Here is a 16,353-nt window from a genome sequence, read left to right as displayed (position 1 = left end):
GTTAACCTCTTGCCATGGGAACCTTCGTCTACGACGCGGACTGCGGGCTGTGCACCCGCCTGGTGAACTTTTGTAAGCCGCGCACCACGGCGTCATTCGCCACAACCTGGGATACCCAGGTAGACCTGAACAGCACAGCACTTTGGGTTGAGCAAGGCGAAGAGTACGTCGAACATGAAGCAATAGCCCAACTGCTATTACACATGAAAAAGCCCTGGCCATTGCTGGGGCAGCTCATCAGGCTACTGCCCTACCCGGCCAGGGCTTTTTATCGCTGGGTGGCTCGCAATCGGCCTACTACTTGCAGGCAAGCTCCTGGGCGTAGCGAGCGATAGCCAGCTCCTCATTCGTAGGAACCACAAAGACCTTAATGGCGGAATCATCCGTAGAGATCTCGCGCGGGCCAGTGTTGGGCTGAGCATTGCGCTCAGGGTCAATCTTGATGCCAAAGCCTTCCAAGTGGGCCAGGGCATCTGCGCGCACGTCTACGTCATTTTCGCCAACGCCAGCGGTAAAGGTAATGGCATTCACGCGACCGAGGGCGATCATATAAGAACCGATATAGCGGCGTAGCTGGTGGATGTAGATGTTGTAGGCCAACCATGCGTCCTGGTTTTCATCCTCAATCATCTTGCGCAGCTCGCGGAAGTCATTCACACCCGAAAGCCCCTTCACACCCGAGCGCTTATTCAGCATCTGGTCAATCTCATCGATGCTCATGCCCGCGGTGCGGTATAGGTGGAAGACGATACCCGGGTCAATATCACCCGATCGAGTACCCATTACCAGGCCAGCAAGGGGCGTCATACCCATGGAGGTATCAATGGCCTGACCACCGCGGATAGCGGCACAGGAGGCGCCATTGCCCAAGTGCAGCGTGATCTGGTTGATCGCCTCGGCGGGCAGATCCAGCAGCTCCGCTACCTTCTTGGATACATACTCGTGGCTGGTGCCGTGGAAGCCATAGCGGCGCACGCCATGCTCCACGGCGGTTTCAGCCTCGATGGCATACAGCGCAGCGGCCGGTGGCATGGAGTGGAAGAAGCCGGTATCGAAGACGGCAACGTGCGGCACATCCGGCAGGATTTCGCGGGCAACCTCAATGCCGTCGATATTGGCCGGGTTATGCAGCGGAGCAAGCGGAATGAGGTCGCGCACCATGTCGACGATTTCGTCGGTGATCACCTGCGGTGAGGAAAAGAGGATGCCGCCGTGAACTACGCGGTGCCCCACAGCAACGATGTCTGCATCACGCGGACCGCACTTGTGCTCATTCATCAGCTCAAAGGCGAGCGCAAGGCCAGCAGAGTGATCGGGAATGGGTGCTTCTACCTCGTGCTTTTCGCCGGCGTGCTTGAGGGTCACCTTGCCTTTGGGCTCGCCAATCTGCTCGACCAAACCAGAGGCGAAGGGCTCATCGGTGGCGTGCTGGGTTGGATCAACCAACTGGAATTTGATGGAGGAAGAACCAGAGTTTAAGACGAGAACCAAAGACATTTACTTTCCTCCTGCCTGAATGGCGGTAATTGCCACGGTGTTGACAATGTCGGGCACGGTGGCGCCGCGCGAGAGGTCATTCACAGGCTTGTTCAGACCCTGCAAAATCGGGCCCACGGCGAGTGCGTGGCCGGTGCGCTGCGCTGTTTTGTAGCCAATATTACCCGCTTCGAGGTCGGGGAAGATAAACACATTCGCCTGACCTGCCACCTCAGAATCGGGCATCTTCTTCTTTGCCACCGACAGGTCGCAGGCGGCGTCGAACTGCAAGGGGCCGTCGATCTTGACCTGCGGATCCAGCTCACGGGCCTTTTCCACGGCCTGGGCCGCACGGTCCACATCGGGTCCAGAACCTGAGGTTCCGGTGGAGTAGCTGAGCATGGCCACGCGGGGATCGATGCCGAACTGCGCTGCGGTGCGTGCGGAAACCACGGCGATTTCTGCAAGCTGCTCGGCGGTGGGGTTTGGGTTGACGGCACAATCACCAAAGGCCCAGAGTCGATCACGCATCACCATGAGGAAGATGGAAGAAACGACGGAGGTGCCGGGCGAGGTTTTGATGATTTGGAAGGAAGGCTTAATGGTGTGCGCGGTGGTGTGCGCGGCACCAGAGACCATGCCATCGGCGAGGCCTTTATAAATCATCATCGTGGCGTAGTAGGAGATGTCTTTCATGGTCTCGCGCGCCTGCTCGATGGTGACGCCCTTCGACTTACGCAATTCTGCAAATTCTTGGGCGAATTCCTCGGACTGGGGATCATTCTCAGGATCGCGGAAATGAGCCTCGCTGAGGTTAAAGCCAAGCTCTTCGGCGCGGCGCTGAATGGCATCGGGGTCACCCAAGATGGTGAGCTCGCAAACCTTTTGCTCAAGCAGCAGGTGAGCGGCTTCGAGGATGCGATCATCGTCACCTTCGGGCAAGACGATGTGGGCGGGTTGCTGGCGGGCTTTATCTAGAAGCCAGTGCTCAAATACGGGGGCGCTCATTACCTGGCGCGCATCGGCGGAGGCAATTGCGCTGCGGATCCTTTGAATACCTTCGGCGCTAATGGCTTCTTCTGCGCTGAAGGTGGCCGCCAGGGTAGCTTCCAGTGCGGCTGCTTCCTGTTGGGCGAGGTCGATGTGCACACCGGGGGCGTCGATAAGCAAAAGGAGCGGAACGCCCAGCGCCGAGGCTGCTTTGGCATCGAAATCGACGTTGCCGGAGCCGACCAGGAGCACTTCACCGGCGGCGAGGGGATCCTGGGCAAGGATCGCGCCAAGCTCGGGGGTATCTTGAATCAGCTCGCGCACCTGCAAACCGAGCTGATCTGCGAAAGCGTCGAGGTTAAAGGAGTCAAAATTCCGGCCGGCGCGGGTAAGCAGCACGGAGGTGGGCTGATAATCAGTCACGGGCATCCTTTCATTCATCGCGGCATGGTGCACCGCATGGCATCAACCACACAGCTTACAGCTTTGAGCCCCGCATCACAGCGTGATGCGACAACCACGGGTTTTATCGTAAGAAAGGGTGCGACCCCGGCTAGATTCCTAGCAATACCAGCGCGTAGACTAAGCAAAACTATTAACTACTGAGAAGGAAGATCTGTGTCTACATTGCGTGTTGCTGTTGTTGGTGCCGGGCCCGCCGGGATCTACGCCTCGGACCTGTTAATCAAATCCGGCCAAGACGTCACCATCGACCTCATCGAACGCATGCCAACACCCTTCGGCCTAATCCGCTACGGCGTCGCACCAGACCACCCACGCATCAAAGGCATCATCACCAGCCTGCACAACATCCTCGACAAACCACAGATCCGCCTCATCGGCAACGTCGACGTCGGCAACGACATCACCATCGATCAACTCCGCGAATACTACGACGCCATCATCTTCGCCACCGGCGCCACCGATGACCGCGACCTTAACATCCCCGGCACCGACCTAGAAGGCTCCTACGGCGCCGGCGAATTCGTCGGCTTCTACGACGGCAACCCCGACTTCCAACGCACCTGGGACCTAAGCGCCGAACGCGTTGCCGTCATCGGTGTCGGCAACGTCGCATTAGATGTCGCACGCATCCTTGCCAAAACCGCCGACGAACTCCACACCACCGAAATCCCCGACAACGTCTACCACACCCTCAAACAAAACCAGGCCAAAGAAATCCACGTCTTCGGCCGACGCGGCCCAGCCCAAGCCAAATTCACCCCACTCGAACTCAAAGAACTCGACCACTCCGACACCATCGAAGTCATCGTCAACCCCGAAGACATCGACTACGACGACGCCTCGATTACCACCCGCCACGAATCCAAATCCCAAGACCTCGTCTGCCAAACCTTAGAGGCCTACGCCATGCGCGAACCCAAAGGCGCACCCCACAAACTGTTCATCCACTTTTTCGAATCCCCCACCGAAATCCTCGGCACCAACGGACACGTCACCGGACTGCGCACCGAACGCACCCAACTCGACGGCACCGGCAACGTCCAGGCCACCGGCACCACCACCGACTGGGACGTCCAAGCCGTCTACCGCGCCGTCGGCTACCGCTCCACCCCCATTACCGGCGTGCCCTTCGACACCACCACCCACACCATCCCCAACGACGGCGCCCACGTCACCACCACCGATGGCGAACCCATCCCAGCCCTCTACGCCACCGGCTGGATCAAGCGCGGCCCCGTAGGCTTAATCGGCAACACCAAATCCGACGCCAAAGAAACCACCACCGCATTGCTAAACGACTGGAACCAAGGCCACCTCACCCCAGCACCCAACCGCGACCCCCAAGCCATCATCAACCACCTGAGCACCAACAACATCCCCATCACCACCTGGGACGGCTGGTACCAACTCGACCAACAAGAACGCACCCTCGGCCAACAAGAAGGACGCGAACGCAAAAAAATCGTCGAATGGGACGAGATGGTTAAGCACGCTCGTATGAACTAGGCCACAGAGCAGGCCTCCCCAAATTATTCGGTCACACTTTGCCCGTTTAATTTGGGGTTTTGTCTGTTTCTGTGGCTAAGGTGTCTGCTCATGTCGTTTATCTTTGCCGTTTCCAATATCTCCGAGCTCAGCCCCCGCGAGCTCCACGAGCTGTATAAGCTGCGCACCGACGTCTTTGTGGTGGAACAACAATGCCCCTATGAGGAGATCGACCACATCGATCCCCTGAGCACCACCTTGCACGTGCGAGCCTTCGAAACCGGCCAGCCCAATCAAATCCTGGGCACCGCGCGCGTCTTTCCGGATCAAGTCGATGGCCGCGAAGTGACCAAGCTGGGCCGGTTCGTACTCAAGCCCTCTCATCGCGGCACCGGCTTTGGCGCTGAACTGATGATCAATGCGCTTCGCCTCGCCTTCGAGCGCGAACCCATGCGCGCCGTATGGATCGCAGCCCAAGAACCGCTCAAAGGCTATTATGAGCAATTTGGTTTTGAGCAATGTGGTGAGCTTTTCGACGACGCCGGCATGGCCCATGTGCCAATGCTGCTCAGCGAACGCAAGCTGGCCGCAATGTTTAGTGATTAAGCAGAATCTCGCGCACCTTAATCGCACGCTCCCATGCCTGATGGATATCATCGGCCGTGGCCATCGCCACCGTGCCACCATCGGTGCTGAAGTGAATATCGGATTCGGGCGTGCTCAGCGCCTGGGCGAATTGTTCGCGCGGAATATCAGCGGGCACGTGACTGCTAAAGGCGCAGGCGCCTGGGCTGATCAGCGTGGCGTCGATAGGCAAACCGAGGATCGCGCGCGCATGCAGCTCGGATTGGGAAAAACGCTGGCTGACGCGGGTGACGGTACCGCTTGGCATCGGGCGCGGCGAGACGCCTGAGAAATAAATATCCTCGCCCACCAAGAACAATTCCACGGCAAATAAGCCTCGGCCGCCAATGGCATTACTAATGCGGGCGGTGACGCTGCGGGCATTATCTAAGGCCCGCTCTGGCAGATGCAGCGGCTGCACGGAGCCTAGGAGCTCGCCGTGTTCATGTTGCTGCGCAATCGGCTCGCAAAACCAGGTGGCAAGTTTGCCATCGGCGGGGTTAATGGAGCGAATGGCCAGCATGAGCACCGCGGCATCGAATTCCACAAAGCGCTCAATAATCGCACGCTGGCCTTTGAGGTGCTTCCAGGCAGCGCCCACATCGCGTTGGTCACGCAGCACGAAGGTGGTGCCGCCACCAGTGTTTTCCACCGGCTTAGCCACGCAGGGAAAGCCCAAATCTTCGGTGGCTTGGGCGAATGCTTCGAGCGTATCGGCAAAAGCAAATTTTGAGGTGGGTAGACCCAATTCTTCGCACGCAATGCTGCGCATGACCTCACGGTTATAGGCCGCCTCGATGGCACGCGAGCTCGGTGCAACGCTGCCTGGATACTCTGCTTCGATGCGCTGCAATGCTGCCACCGATACCCGGTCGCTGGCTGGCACCACAATATCGGGGCGGATCTCTCGGACGATCTCGAGCAGATGCTCGTGTTCTTGGGGCAGGGTGGCTTCTCCAAGAAGTTCCACCTCTACGCCCAGGCCGGAAAACGCTCGTGCGAGGTTATGGCCTAATTCGCAGGCTCCCAAGATCAGCACCTTGGTTGGGTCGCTGCTTGCGGGCGTAGAGATAAACGCAGGGGTGAACATAGCTCTAGGGTACAAGCTAGTGGGGAAAATCTGCCCACCGCGCTAGAGTTTATACATGGCTTACCACGCAGATTCTTCGGATCTTGAAAATAAAGAAGTGCTCACCTGGGAAGGCTTTGGCAAAGCCAACCGTGAGCTTGCCCAGCAGATCGTCGACTCGGGCTTTAACCCAGACATCATCATAGCCGTCGCGCGCGGTGGCTTGGTGCCTGCCGGTGCCCTCTCCTACTCCATGGGTGTGAAGCTTTCCGACGCCATCAACGTGGAGTTCTACACGGACGTGCATGAAACCTTGCCAGACCCAGTGCTACTGGAACCGCTGCTCGACACCAACTCCATTGCCAATAAGAAGCTGCTGGTAGTAGACGATGTTGCAGACTCTGGCCGCACCCTGGACCTGGTGCTCAAACTCTTGCAATCCCATGGCGCGGAAGTGCGCTCCGCGGTGATCTATGGCAAGAGCCGCTCGGTAGTCAGCCCGGATTATGTGTGGAAGCACACTGATGAATGGATCGTTTTCCCCTGGTCAGACCAGCCACCGGTAGAGCCTTCTTTGTAATTCCACTACCTTGGGCTGCATGGATGCCCCTCACATCGAACCCATCGTAGAAGATCCAACCGCCCCTGCCTTGGCAATGCGGGGGTTAAGCAAGCACTTTGGCAAACAGGTTGCCGTAAACAACCTCAACTTAGACGTGCCCCGCGGCAGCTTCTATGGCATCGTCGGCCCCAACGGCGCCGGCAAAACCACCGCCATCACCATGGCCACTGGTTTGCTTAGGCCCAGCGCCGGCAGCGTGTGGATCGATGGGCTTAATGTGTGGGAAGGCCAGGGCTTAGAAGCCAAGCAGGCCTATGGTTTGCTTGCCGACGACCTGCCCACCTTTGACAGGCTCAGCGGCATCGAATACCTCCAATTGCTCGGCGCCCTGCGATCCATGGATGAGGCCACCGTGGCTCAACGCAGCGAATCGCTTCTACAGGCCCTAGACCTTGAAGATGCGGGGCCGAAATATATTGCCGACTACTCCGCCGGCATGACCAAGAAAATTCTGCTCGCCGGGGCCATGCTGCACCGGCCCGAAGTACTCATCCTTGACGAGCCTTTAGAGGCCGTGGATCCCGTTTCGGCGCGAACCATCCGCCAAATGCTCAGCGCCTACGTGGCTGCCGGGCGCACGGTGATCTTGTCCTCGCACGTCATGGAAGTCATTGAGGGGCTTTGTAGCCATGTGGCCATCATTGCCGATGGCCAGGTGCGCGCCTCTGGCACCTTGGATCAGGTGCGAATGGGTGAATCGCTCAGCGAAACCTTCATCCACCTCATTGGCGCCCGCGAGCTCGACGATTCTTCCCTGGGGTGGCTGCGTTGATCAAAGCCCTCCTTTCAGCCCAATTCACCTTATGGAAACGCCTGATTAAGGCTCAAAAGACCACGCTTTTTCAAGTAATCCTTATCCCCCTCTATACCGTGGGTGCGGCAGTGGGGCTGGCCTTCGTGCTGGCCTTTGGCGAAAATAGCCCCTTGGTCCTCGTGTCTTCCGTGGGCGTGTTGGTGCTGTGGATGTTCCAATACACAGCACCTTCGCCCGAGCACCAGATCGACTTGGAAAAGTGCATTGCCCTGCCCCTGGATCCTCGGCGGATCCGCCCGGCGATGGTGGCGGTAGAGATGATCCAATCCCGCGGTTTTGTCGCCATATTGTGCTCAATCATCACAGCCATCGGCGGAAGCATCGGGCTTGCCGGCAATGGCGTTGCCATCGTGGTCTATGTGCTGGGCATTGTGGTGTCTTTTGCCACCGCCATCGTGGGCACCGCAGCCATCCGCACCCTGGTCAGCAGCGGCAGCGAACGCTCAAGGACAATGCGCGGCCTTGGCGGGGTCATCGTATTTTTGATCGCCTACTTCATCGTCATCGCCAACGGCGATGTCACCCAACTCAAGCTCGATCAATACTTGGCATGGACGCCCTTCGGCGCAGCCGTTGCCCCCACGCAATATCTTGTGCAAGGCAATCCAGTGCTCGCGCTTCTAAGCGCCCTCCTCGCACTGGCCTACCTCGCAATCGCCTGGTGGTTGCTGCTCAAAGGGCTGCGCAGAGAGCTCAGTGAGATCTCTGTGAGCGCGGGCGCGGCGTCGAAAAGCTCAAGTGCACAGCTACTCGTTCCTCCCCTGCGCTTTACTGCCTTCGGCGCGCTGCTTTCGCGCCAGCTTCGTTACCTCAAACGCGACTCTCGCATGGTGATCGTGCTGACGACCATGCTGATTATGATCACCGGATTTTTTGTCTTCGGCGTCATATCGGAAGGCGGAATGCACTGGGTGGCTGCCTATTTGGTGATCATGATGCCCACCCAAGGTGCGAATCTTTTCGGCTATAACGGTCCGGCCAATAATACTGTGATGGTCACCCCGACCAAGCCATCGCTGCAGCTCAAGGCAGAAACGATGGTCTTTGGGATGCTGAGCATGCTGCTGGCGGCCGGCTACCTTCTGGCACTAGGCGTGGTGGAATCCTTCGATGCCGTATGGCTGGTCGTCGCCGTGACCGTCATCTGTGGCGTAGTTTGCTCGATGATGATCTCCGCGGTGCTATCGGCCTATAACCCCTACCCCACCTCCAAGCCGGGCACCGCGATGATGAAGGATCGATCGGGGCAAAACTCCAACGCCTTCATCGGCTCGCTGGTGTGCTTAGCTGGCGTGGTGCCCCTGATTGGGCCAGGCTTTGCACTCATGCTCTACGCCGTCAATAACGATGCCCTTGGGCTTGGCATTGGCGGCGCGCTGCTGAGTGTGGTGATGAGCGCCGTGGGTTATGTGGTGGGCACGAACGCGGCCTCAAAGAAGGCCGATAGCTCCATGCCCGAGATTTACTCCCAGGTGCGCAACTGGGTCTAGTTTTCCATCACGTCGTGCACCACGATGGTCTGGTCACGGCCGGGGCCCACACCGATATAAGAGATGCGGCAACCCGAAAGCTCTTCTAAGCGGCGCACATAGGCCTGGGCCTTTTCGGGCAGCTCATCAAAGGTGGTGCAACCGGTGATGTCTTCTTCCCAGGCGGGCATCGTCTCGTAGATCGGCTCCGCGTGGTGGAAATCCGATTGGGTGGTGGGCATCTCGTCGAAGCGCTTGCCATCAACGTCATAGGCCACACAAATCGGGATCTCGCCAATGCCGGTGAGCACATCGAGCTTGGTTAGGAAGAGATCAGTAAAGCCATTGACGCGGGAGGCGTAACGGGCGATCACCGAGTCATACCAACCACAACGACGCTTACGGCCAGTATTCACACCAACCTCGCCGCCGGTGGTTTGCAAGAACTCACCCCACTTATCAAAGAGCTCAGTGGGGAAAGGACCCGCGCCCACGCGCGTGGTGTAGGCCTTAATAATGCCCAAAGAGCTGGTGATCTTGGTAGGCCCAATACCTGCGCCCACACAAGCGCCACCGGCGGTGGGGTTAGAAGAAGTAACAAAGGGGTAGGTGCCGTGGTCCACGTCGAGCATCGTGGCCTGGCCGCCTTCCATGAGGATGTGCTTGCCCTCATCCAATGCGCGGTTGAGCTCAAGTTCCGACTCAATCACCATCGGGCGTAGGCGATCGGCGTAGCCGAGGAAGTACTGCACCATCTCGTCAGCCACGATGGCCTTGCGGTTATACATCTTGACCAGGATCTGGTTTTTCACATCCAGCGCCGATTCGATCTTCTGGCGCAGGATGGACTCGTCAAAGACGTCTTGCACGCGGATACCCACGCGCGAAACTTTGTCGGCGTAGGTGGGGCCGATGCCGCGGCCAGTGGTGCCGATGGCACGCTTGCCCAAGAAGCGCTCCTGGACGCGGTCGAGGATCTGGTGATACGGAGCCACCAGGTGCGCATTAGCAGAGATGCGCAGGCGCGATGCATTGGCGCCGCGGGCCTCCAGGCCGTCGATCTCCTCGAAGAGTGCCTCAAGGTTGATAACCACGCCGTTGCCCAGGACGGGGATTGCGTTTTCGGAAAGCACGCCCGCGGGCAGCAGCTTGAGCTCGTATTTTTCACCGCCTACGACAACCGTGTGGCCAGCATTATTGCCGCCGTTCGGTTTGACTACGTAGTCGACTCGACCACCGAGAATGTCAGTGGCCTTGCCTTTGCCTTCGTCGCCCCATTGAGCGCCCACAATTACGATTGCCGCCATGGCTCGTCCTTTCGTGAAAAATGCCGGATACCAGTGTAGCGCTAGAATCAATGCCCATGCGCCATGTGATCCTCAACTGCGGTGTGGCACCGATCGAAAGCCCGGAAGCCTATGAGCTCTCCGCGGTGCCCACACGCGCGGAACTGAAAATCCTCAACACCATCACCAAAGAAGTTCTGCCCGAAGATCCCACCCCCTCACTCGAAGAAATCGCCGCCTCCCCCGACGTCGCTCACCTGGGAGAACCCGGTTTTGCACCACAGCTTATCGACGACCCCCTGCGCTTTATCGTCCACGGCGATGACGCGGCGCTCGCGGCCATCATTACCCGGCTGATGCGCATCGACGCCCTCTGGGCAGAAGTAGCATTCCTGCCCAGCAAAGAATCTGCACTAGCCAAAGCATGGAATCTGCCAGCAGACCGAGACTTCGCCTTCGATGCTCCCGTGAAACCAAAGCCTTTGATTCGCGATGACGCAGGCCAGGCCGTAGCCCACCAAGCCATCATTAGCGACTGGGACGATAAGAAGCTCGACGGCGAAATCATCGTCGACGATGCCGTCTTGCTGCGAGGCAAACACTATGGCGCGGCACTGATCTCCACCATGGACGCCCCAGGCGTGGCAGGCCAAGTGATCTTAAGCCCCGCCAACCCCACAGGGCTGCTTGGCAAATTCCGCCAAGCCTCGAAACGCGCCAACACCACCTACACCGGCAGAGCCATGCAAGCAGGTGGCGCCAATCTTCGCATCAGCATCGACGGAGTATCGCGCAAGCGGCCAGTACAACGGGCCACGTTCTACCGCCACCTGCGCGACCTACAATCAGTCCGTCTTTGACCTGCGCGAATACAGGTACACCACTAGCGCCAGCAACAAACTAAAACCACCAACGCCGAGCAGCACGCCACGCCATACCTCCAAGCTGCCTTCTTGAGCAGCCTGCCGCGATAGAGGAGGCTTCGGCCCTTGAGCCAAAGGCGCGTTCGCAGGTAGCGGAGGCGCAGGGCGAGGCATCGCTGCCGCTTTCGGCGGCGCAGGCGTGGAGCCAGCCTTGGGCACTGCAGCCGGACGCGGAGGCACAGCCTTTGGTGGCGCGGCCTGGGGTTGGGCGGCTTGGGGCTGCTTCGGGGTTTGGGGTTGCTTCGTGGTTTGGGGTTGCGCGGCCTGGGGTTTGGTGGTCTGGGGTTGCGTGGCTTGCGGCTGTGCCGGAGAGGTCTGGGGTTGCTTCGGGGTTTGCGGCTTCTCGCTCGTTGGCTGTGGAGGTACCGGCTTCTGGGTTGCCGTAGGTTCGGTGGTTTCTTCTACCACCTCTTCTTCCTTGGGCAAGTTGCCCACCTCAAAGGTGGTATCCAGGAAAGCCTGCTCAGTCTGACCCTGCTTATTTACCCAGCTATAGGCAAAACGAACCTCATACGTACCTGGCTTGTTAAACCAGAAGGCCTTATGCGCATGCGTAAAAGCAGGCAGAGCAATCGAAGCACTCGGATCCGCCGAATCAAGCTGACGCTTGACCTTCATATCCTCACTAGCACTCAGCACCAGGCGCCCGCCCTGAGGGGCACTGAGCACCGAAGCGATAGAGAAATCCGTGGTGGGATAATCGGGATGCACCGCTTGGAAATCAAAGGCCTCATTCGAAATTCCCGGCCACGGCATGCGACGATCTTGCACCTCCGGCAGCACAAAGGCACCATCGGCAAAATCATCGAGCTCTAACGCCGAAGCATCATCGTGCCAGGCACGTTGCGGCACCACGATAAAAAACGTTCCAGATTCCCTACGCACAGGATTTGCTGGATCCGACTCATCTTTGAGATACGCCAAGGCATTGCCATCAATGGTGCCCAGTGCCATATCCAAGTGCCCAGAGCGGATACGGTGCAGCGCTGGTACTTCAGGCTCCGGCGTACTCGTGGTTTCGGTCGGTTCTTCAACCTCTTCAACCTCTTCAACCTCTTCAGATGGTTGTTCAGTCTCCTCCACTACTGGGGCCTCGGAAGTCTCCGGGGCAGTCGTCTCATCCGGTTGGGTTGGGGGATCCTCGGGGGCGTCGACAAGCTCTGGGGCATAAGGATCCCAGCCGCTTAGCTGCGGTGCAGCCTCACACGATGGTTGAGTTTCCGGCAGGCGCTCTTTCACGCCGGCGCGCTGGCGCCACTGATTAATCACCTGATTACCAACGAGGAAAATGGGCGAATAGAACTCATAGCGCGGATCGGTCTTGTGAAAGACTCGCACCGAACCATCCTCGGTATAGACGCCCGGGCGGCTCATCATGTACTGCACGTTATGGCGCTGCGCACCGAGAAGCTGCAAGGGAGTGGAGGTGGAATTTGCATTGGTGGCAATGGACGCAAAACGATCACCATCGCCTGCACCCATCGCATACACGCCACCGCGGGGAGTATTCACGCCGGGCTCCACAATCACCTGCTGCTCGGAAAGCTGGGCAAGGTCCAAGTCGGAGGTATCAAAGGCATAGGAAGGCGTGGGGCCGCCGGGCGTACCCGTCATCCACACCAACCTGCTGCCCGCAGCTCGCGCAAAGTTGGAAAGATATGGATCATTGGGCGCAATACATTTTGTTGCGCTATCGGGCACCTCAATAACCACGGCATTTTCAAGCGTCTTGCCATCGACATGGGTTTTCAGCGTAACTTCGGGATCTTTCAGCAGTTCCTTGCCGGTATATCCCACATCCACTACCACGTCACCGCTACCAATTGGCGGATCAGTTTCAAAATACTCCCGCTCCACCATCGCTTTAACCTCTTCAGATTCAAGCTTCGGAGCCTGCTCGCTCAACACCACCTTGGCGGGCTCGCCAGTAGGTTCACTCAAGCCCATTTCCTGGCGAATCGTCTCTGCACGCTTGCCATAATTGCCAATGCCCTGAGTGGTGCCCGGCAAAAGACCCACATGGGAATCCTCACCAACCAGCCAATACTGCGTTACCGGCGCTGAGCGTTCCACCGAGCCGTCATAGTGCCTGCCTTGAGCCTGCCAAGCCAGCTTGTACACGCCGGGTTGAGAAAAGGTCCAGTTCATGTGCCCGTGGCCACCTACCCCAAGGGAGGTGCTGCGCAAATCCTGGGAGCCAATAATGCGCGTTGCCCGATCCCACTGCGGGAGGTAGTTGTAGATATTCATATCACCTGGGCCTTCAAATTCCACCAGGTCGAGCTGCACGGAATTGGCAACAAAGTCGGTGGGCACCTTCCACTCATGGTGGGGATCAAAAGCGCCCAGACCAGCCCAGATCGGCAGCCAGCGATTGCCGTAGTTTTCAAAAGGCGCACGCCACACAATGGAGCCGGGGGCGCCGAGGAAGCTCAAGGCGGGATCATTAGGCACCACAAAGCGCGACACCTCTACCCCATTATGATTATCTGGCCCAAGGCGCATACATGCGGAATCTTGAGCAATCACCTTCGTATTATTTACCGCCATCACATCAAGATTGCCTTGATCATTGCGGGTGACATATCCGGCATCAATATGGGAGTGATAGAGCAGGTCGCGTCCGGCACAGGGGTGAAGCTGGCCAGTATCGCTTCCTTGGGCATCAAAGAAGTGCTGATCTTCCGGCAACACAGTAAAGGCCTCACCCGTGCCGGGTTTATGGGTACTGCCGTTGGTACTTTCATCAACCAGGTTAATAAGGTTTAAGCCAGGACCTGGCAAAAAGAGTGCAACCAGGAGCGCCAAAACACCCAAGGTGGCGAGCATTCGAAGGCGCATAGGGGTGCGAAGAGCAGAGAAATTCATCAGCGATCCTTAAGCAACGGCTGTAGTAACCAAACAAAGAAGAACATGACGGTGGAGCACAACACGATGGAGGCACCGGCGGGGATATCCAGCGACCATGCTGCGTAAATCCCAAGAATTGAGGCAGCAATACCCAACAACATTGCGCACAACATCATCGGCAGGAGGCGTCGACAAAGCAGGCGCGCCGTAGAAGCCGGGGTAATCAGCAAAGCAAGCACCAAAATATTGCCAACGGTATGCACCGCCACCACCACCGAAACAGCAACGGCGGTATATAACAGCACATCAAGCACCACCACCGGCACACCGGCGGCGCGGGCAAGCTCACGATCCAAACTGGCAAAAGCCAACTCGCGGTGGATCGCCGCCAGCAACGCCACAATGACCACCGCCGCAATGGCAGCCATCCACAACTGTTGGGCACTCACACCAGTGATGGAACCCGAAAGAAAACCCTCCAAGGAGCCCGCATAGGCCTGCGTTCTCGAAAGCACCACCAGGCCAATGGCGAAGGCTGCCGCAAAGAACACACCAATTAAGGAGTCCTCTTTTAGTGCTGATTTATGTGCAAACAGCGCAACCAGCAGCGCCACACTCAAACCACCGATGAGGCCGCCAAGCACCAAGGAGCCTCCAAGCACAAAGGCAATGGCCAAACCGGGAAACACAGCGTGAGCAATGGCGTCGCCGGCAAACGCCATGCCGCGCAGCACCATGTGGGTACCTACCACCGCGCACAGTGCTGCACTGAGCACCGAGATCAGCAGCGCCTTAGGCAAAAAGGCCAAGGCAGGGTTTTGTAGGTCTGCAAGAAATTCCCAAGGAGTAATCATGCCGCCTCCTCCACCTGGCGCACATAGGCACGAACCATCGAGCTTTGGGCACTTAAGCCAAAGCCTTTCTCCCACAGCGCCGGATCCTGCAGGAGCTGCACACTGCCTTGGGCAACCACCTGTTTGTTGAGCAGCACCATCGTTTGGGCCGTTGCAAGCGCCGAAGGAATGTCGTGAGTAGAGATCACCACGAGGGTGTCTTCTAAACCAGAAATCACCTCTTGGATCAGCAACTGGCTTGGAACATCCACGCCATTAAAAGGCTCGTCAAGGAGGAGCAACTCCGGCTGATCCACTAGGGCACGCGCGAGCAGCAGCCGCTGGCGCTGCCCACCTGAAAGCGCAGCGATGGAACGATCATGCAGATGACCCATCTGCACCAACTCCAAGGCCTCCTGGGCTTGGTCTGCCGCCTTCGAGCGGCGCCACATGCCCCGGATTGCGCCAGTTTTTACTACATCGAGGCAGGTCATGGGATAGGACCACTGAAACTGCGACATCTGCGGCACATAGGCGCGCTGTGAGGGCGCACGAACCACACCCCGATAGGGAATCAAGCCCATGATGCTTCGAAGCAAAGTGGTTTTCCCTGCCCCATTCGGCCCGAGCAGGGCGCACATGCCCGGTTGCTTGAGATGCAAGTGGACATTGTCAAGTACGGTCCTGGCTCCAAAATTGACGTGGAGGTTATGAATTTCTAGCACGAACCCTCCAAATCACCAGCAGCAACAACACCACACCGGCTAGGGCAAACAGCAGGTACTTGGTGTAGCTTTCTTGCTCGCTATGGCCTTCCCACTGCGCTGATTGCGCGGCCTGAATCGCAGATTCGCTGGTATCTCCCACCGCAAAGCGAAGATCAGCCGTGGCCTCCTGGGTACCGGCAGTGACCTTGATGCGCACCAGGTGAGTACCGGGTTGGCTAAAAACCCAATTGGCATGGGCGTGGGTGCCATTATCTACCCACGCGCTATCGCCGGGTGCTAAAAACAGTGGCTCGGGACCGCCAAGGCCACCGTCTTGCAAAAACAGGGAGAAGGTTCCAGGGCCTTGGTGGCCGAGGAACTCAAAATTCACTCCCTGCTCTGCCACGCTTGCTAGCTCCGGGGCCTGGGTATTCCAACCCAGCCAGGGAACCTGGGGCTTTTCGGTTTGAGGAACAACCCACACCGTATCGCCTGGCTTTGCACCAGTGAACTCGAAATCTTTGCCTTCTGGCAGTTGCTGTGTCGCTGCATCGCCGAGGCTAAACACCACGTCCTGGGCATCGCGCCACTGGGCGGGCACGACGGTGTCGTCGCGAAGCTTGAGCACAACCTGGCCATCTTCTACCTGGGGGCCGAAATCGGCGTGGCCTTGTTCAAAAGCCGCGGCATTGGCCTGAAGCATTGTGCACAATGCAAATAAGACACTGAGCAAGAAGGCA

The 16,353-nt window shown here is 58.2% G+C and carries 15 protein-coding genes; 7 read left to right on the top strand and 8 right to left on the bottom strand.

What is annotated here, in order from left to right:
- Positions 1–14 precede the first annotated feature (14 nt).
- Complete coding sequence (locus CPPEL_RS11395) at positions 15–335, top strand: DCC1-like thiol-disulfide oxidoreductase family protein (protein ID WP_123959434.1); 321 nt, start codon at positions 15–17, stop codon at positions 333–335.
- Here CPPEL_RS11395 and CPPEL_RS01350 read toward each other — a convergent pair.
- Positions 298–1,497 (bottom strand): acetate kinase, encoded by a 1,200-nt coding sequence (locus CPPEL_RS01350; RefSeq protein WP_123959432.1) that lies wholly within the window; start codon positions 1,495–1,497, stop codon positions 298–300. The genes CPPEL_RS11395 and CPPEL_RS01350 overlap by 38 nt on opposite strands.
- The gene (pta, locus tag CPPEL_RS01345) at positions 1,498–2,895 is read right to left on the bottom strand and encodes a phosphate acetyltransferase (protein ID WP_425453817.1); all 1,398 of its coding nucleotides are present in this window, start codon (positions 2,893–2,895) and stop codon (positions 1,498–1,500) included.
- Positions 2,896–3,084: 189 nt separating this feature from the next.
- Here pta and CPPEL_RS01340 point away from each other — a divergent pair, with 189 nt between their 5' ends.
- Both CPPEL_RS01340 and CPPEL_RS01335 read left to right on the top strand, forming a co-directional pair.
- Complete coding sequence (locus tag CPPEL_RS01340) at positions 3,085–4,437, top strand: FAD-dependent oxidoreductase (protein ID WP_123959428.1); 1,353 nt, start codon at positions 3,085–3,087, stop codon at positions 4,435–4,437.
- Positions 4,438–4,527: 90 nt separating this feature from the next.
- Positions 4,528–5,022, top strand: a complete 495-nt coding sequence (locus CPPEL_RS01335; protein ID WP_123959426.1) for a GNAT family N-acetyltransferase — start codon at positions 4,528–4,530, stop codon at positions 5,020–5,022.
- Here the strand turns inward: CPPEL_RS01335 and CPPEL_RS01330 are convergent.
- Positions 5,012–6,130, bottom strand: a complete 1,119-nt coding sequence (locus CPPEL_RS01330; protein ID WP_123959424.1) for an ATP-grasp domain-containing protein — start codon at positions 6,128–6,130, stop codon at positions 5,012–5,014. The genes CPPEL_RS01335 and CPPEL_RS01330 overlap by 11 nt on opposite strands.
- Before the next feature lie 55 nt (positions 6,131–6,185).
- On the opposite strand from CPPEL_RS01330, the gene CPPEL_RS01325 reads away from it, so the two are divergent.
- The 3 genes from CPPEL_RS01325 to CPPEL_RS01315 are packed head-to-tail and all read left to right on the top strand — an operon-like array spanning position 6,186 to position 9,035.
- A complete protein-coding gene (locus CPPEL_RS01325) occupies positions 6,186–6,689 on the top strand; it encodes a phosphoribosyltransferase (RefSeq protein ID WP_123959422.1) in 504 nt (167 codons plus the stop codon).
- Between the two features lie 19 nt (positions 6,690–6,708).
- Positions 6,709–7,503, top strand: coding sequence for an ABC transporter ATP-binding protein (locus tag CPPEL_RS01320; protein WP_123959420.1), 795 nt, complete (start codon positions 6,709–6,711; stop codon positions 7,501–7,503).
- Positions 7,491–9,035 (top strand): hypothetical protein, encoded by a 1,545-nt coding sequence (locus CPPEL_RS01315; RefSeq protein ID WP_164470341.1) that lies wholly within the window; start codon positions 7,491–7,493, stop codon positions 9,033–9,035. The genes CPPEL_RS01320 and CPPEL_RS01315 overlap by 13 nt, the downstream gene beginning before the upstream one ends.
- Here the strand turns inward: CPPEL_RS01315 and CPPEL_RS01310 are convergent.
- Positions 9,032–10,321: an adenylosuccinate synthase gene (locus CPPEL_RS01310; RefSeq protein ID WP_123959416.1), complete on the bottom strand. Its 1,290-nt coding sequence runs from the start codon at positions 10,319–10,321 to the stop codon at positions 9,032–9,034. The two genes, CPPEL_RS01315 and CPPEL_RS01310, sit on opposite strands and share 4 nt — an antisense overlap.
- A 56-nt stretch (positions 10,322–10,377) precedes the next feature.
- Between CPPEL_RS01310 and CPPEL_RS01305 the strand changes: the two genes are divergently transcribed.
- Complete coding sequence (locus tag CPPEL_RS01305) at positions 10,378–11,160, top strand: hypothetical protein (protein WP_123959414.1); 783 nt, start codon at positions 10,378–10,380, stop codon at positions 11,158–11,160.
- Here CPPEL_RS01305 and CPPEL_RS01300 read toward each other — a convergent pair.
- From CPPEL_RS01300 to CPPEL_RS01285, 4 genes are read right to left on the bottom strand one after another with little or no spacing between them, the layout of a single operon-like run.
- Positions 11,146–14,091: a choice-of-anchor M domain-containing protein gene (locus CPPEL_RS01300; RefSeq protein ID WP_123959412.1), complete on the bottom strand. Its 2,946-nt coding sequence runs from the start codon at positions 14,089–14,091 to the stop codon at positions 11,146–11,148. The two genes, CPPEL_RS01305 and CPPEL_RS01300, sit on opposite strands and share 15 nt — an antisense overlap.
- Positions 14,091–14,927: an anchored repeat-type ABC transporter permease subunit gene (locus CPPEL_RS01295; protein WP_123959410.1), complete on the bottom strand. Its 837-nt coding sequence runs from the start codon at positions 14,925–14,927 to the stop codon at positions 14,091–14,093. The genes CPPEL_RS01300 and CPPEL_RS01295 overlap by 1 nt, the downstream gene beginning before the upstream one ends.
- Entirely contained in the window at positions 14,924–15,631 is a 708-nt protein-coding gene (locus tag CPPEL_RS01290) for a metal ABC transporter ATP-binding protein (RefSeq protein WP_281270497.1), read from the bottom strand. Before CPPEL_RS01290 ends, CPPEL_RS01295 begins: the two co-directional genes overlap by 4 nt.
- Positions 15,615–16,316 carry a choice-of-anchor M domain-containing protein gene (locus tag CPPEL_RS01285; RefSeq protein ID WP_164470340.1) on the bottom strand — a complete coding sequence of 234 codons (702 nt, stop codon included), beginning with the start codon at positions 16,314–16,316 and terminating at the stop codon, positions 15,615–15,617. The genes CPPEL_RS01290 and CPPEL_RS01285 overlap by 17 nt, the downstream gene beginning before the upstream one ends.
- Positions 16,317–16,353: the final 37 nt, after the last annotated feature.

This window comes from Corynebacterium pseudopelargi, assembly GCF_003814005.1.
Classification (GTDB): domain Bacteria; phylum Actinomycetota; class Actinomycetes; order Mycobacteriales; family Mycobacteriaceae; genus Corynebacterium; species Corynebacterium pseudopelargi.
Note: the sequence above shows the minus strand (reverse complement) of the source record. Positions and strands in the feature narration are given on the sequence as shown.

Coding starts and splice junctions, on each gene's coding strand:
- CPPEL_RS01335 (WP_123959426.1), top strand. CDS start 4,528: ATGTCGTTTATCTTTGCCGTTTCCAATATCTCCGAGCTCAGCCCCCGC.
- CPPEL_RS01305 (WP_123959414.1), top strand. CDS start 10,378: ATGCGCCATGTGATCCTCAACTGCGGTGTGGCACCGATCGAAAGCCCG.
- CPPEL_RS01350 (WP_123959432.1), bottom strand. CDS start 1,497: ATGTCTTTGGTTCTCGTCTTAAACTCTGGTTCTTCCTCCATCAAATTC.
- CPPEL_RS01330 (WP_123959424.1), bottom strand. CDS start 6,130: ATGTTCACCCCTGCGTTTATCTCTACGCCCGCAAGCAGCGACCCAACC.
- CPPEL_RS01310 (WP_123959416.1), bottom strand. CDS start 10,321: ATGGCGGCAATCGTAATTGTGGGCGCTCAATGGGGCGACGAAGGCAAA.
- pta (WP_425453817.1), bottom strand. CDS start 2,895: ATGCCCGTGACTGATTATCAGCCCACCTCCGTGCTGCTTACCCGCGCC.
- CPPEL_RS01300 (WP_123959412.1), bottom strand. CDS start 14,091: ATGAATTTCTCTGCTCTTCGCACCCCTATGCGCCTTCGAATGCTCGCC.
- CPPEL_RS01295 (WP_123959410.1), bottom strand. CDS start 14,927: ATGATTACTCCTTGGGAATTTCTTGCAGACCTACAAAACCCTGCCTTG.
- CPPEL_RS01285 (WP_164470340.1), bottom strand. CDS start 16,316: ATGCTTCAGGCCAATGCCGCGGCTTTTGAACAAGGCCACGCCGATTTC.
- CPPEL_RS01325 (WP_123959422.1), top strand. CDS start 6,186: ATGGCTTACCACGCAGATTCTTCGGATCTTGAAAATAAAGAAGTGCTC.
- CPPEL_RS11395 (WP_123959434.1), top strand. CDS start 15: ATGGGAACCTTCGTCTACGACGCGGACTGCGGGCTGTGCACCCGCCTG.
- CPPEL_RS01320 (WP_123959420.1), top strand. CDS start 6,709: ATGGATGCCCCTCACATCGAACCCATCGTAGAAGATCCAACCGCCCCT.